At 53.1% G+C, this 1366-nt stretch carries 1 protein-coding gene; it reads right to left on the bottom strand.

Annotated features, from left to right (window positions below; translation table 11 throughout):
- A partial coding sequence (locus A0G03_RS20360; protein WP_101749547.1) for an IS4 family transposase occupies positions 1-1284 on the bottom strand: 1284 nt, incomplete at its 3' end.
- Positions 1285-1366: the final 82 nt, after the last annotated feature.

The following is a 1366-nucleotide window of genomic DNA, read 5'->3' on the forward strand; positions in this document are numbered from 1 at the left end:
CGGCCTTTCTTTTACCACTCGCGGGAAGGCCCTTTCCCGCCGCATCGGTAATTTTACCAGTTGACCCAGACTCTCCAGATCGCGCATCAGCTCCGGGATCCGGCCAGGTGAAGCTCCCTGTAAACTCATCAACATTCTCATGACCAACCCGCATGACTCTGAGAAGCTCAGTTGATTTGCCCAATATCCTTTCAACTGACTTGCCATCTTTATCATCTGATACCTCACCAGATTGTAGGCCAGCAGCACGCCCCAGAGTTCCTGCTCCACAAGCGCCGGTTTTTTGCTCCTCAGTGTCAGTCTACTCAGTAACATCGTCTGCTTTATTTCACGGTATCCCAACTCTATTTCCCACCGATGGCCGTAAAGCTCGACCATTTCTCTACCCGGATAGCGCATGGCGTCTGTCATTGACGTCAGCAGATAATACGTCTTTTCTTTCCGGGTAAACGTCAGCAGCCGCGCCGTTATTTCCCTTTCCAGACCCGACCACTTCTTTCGTGCCTGAGGACTGGTTTTCAGCTTTACCAGATAATCCCCTTTACCCAGCTTTCTTACCTCCTCGTACTGCGCCCCCTTTTTCAGCGGTATCATCCAGTGTCGATGCGTCCCTGCCTGATTCCAGGCATTCAGCAGACCCAGTGAGTAATAACCTTTATCAAGTAATGTCAATGTGTTATCACCGGTCTGGCTTATCAGTTGTTCAGCCAGCGTACACTCGCTTTCTTTCATTGTGCCGAAGGCGGCTGCCGTTAACAGATGGCTGGTCAGCTCCATCTGACAGACCATCTTTACCTGAGGGTAGAGTCCGGGTTGACCGGCATAGGTCTGACGCGGGAAAGCCGCATCATTCTCCGGCGTATCGGGTGTTCGCCAGACAACCCCATCCACAGCCAGCAGGGTCAGACCGCACCAGTGAGGGTGAGTGGTGGCACCGTGCCACAACTGCGCGGTTTGTGTGAACACACGGCGAACAGCCTCGCTCCCCAGTCTCTGCCGGGCCTGGATAACTGCGCTGGGTGCCACGAAGGGGCGGTCACCCGGCAGCATAATATCAAGGCGGTTAACTATCTGATGAAGCGGCTCTTTGCGCTCCAGCGCCATACCCACAATGCACCAGACCATCATTTCCAGCGGGAGACGGCGTTTACGCAGAGTGACAGTCCCGGACTCTTGAAGACAACGGGAGATGAGCTCCGGGTCAAGAAAGTCACCCAAAGACGTCAGGGGATTACGGGTGGAGTCGTAGCAGGAGACAAGATCAAGAGCCTGAGCAATACGCATAAAAAAATCCGGAAACGAAAGACATTTCCGGATTTTTACACAATGACTGGATCGTTCAACCGATCCTTAACTGATCGGCATT

This window comes from Pectobacterium peruviense, from assembly GCF_002847345.1.
Taxonomy (GTDB): Bacteria; Pseudomonadota; Gammaproteobacteria; order Enterobacterales; family Enterobacteriaceae; genus Pectobacterium; species Pectobacterium peruviense.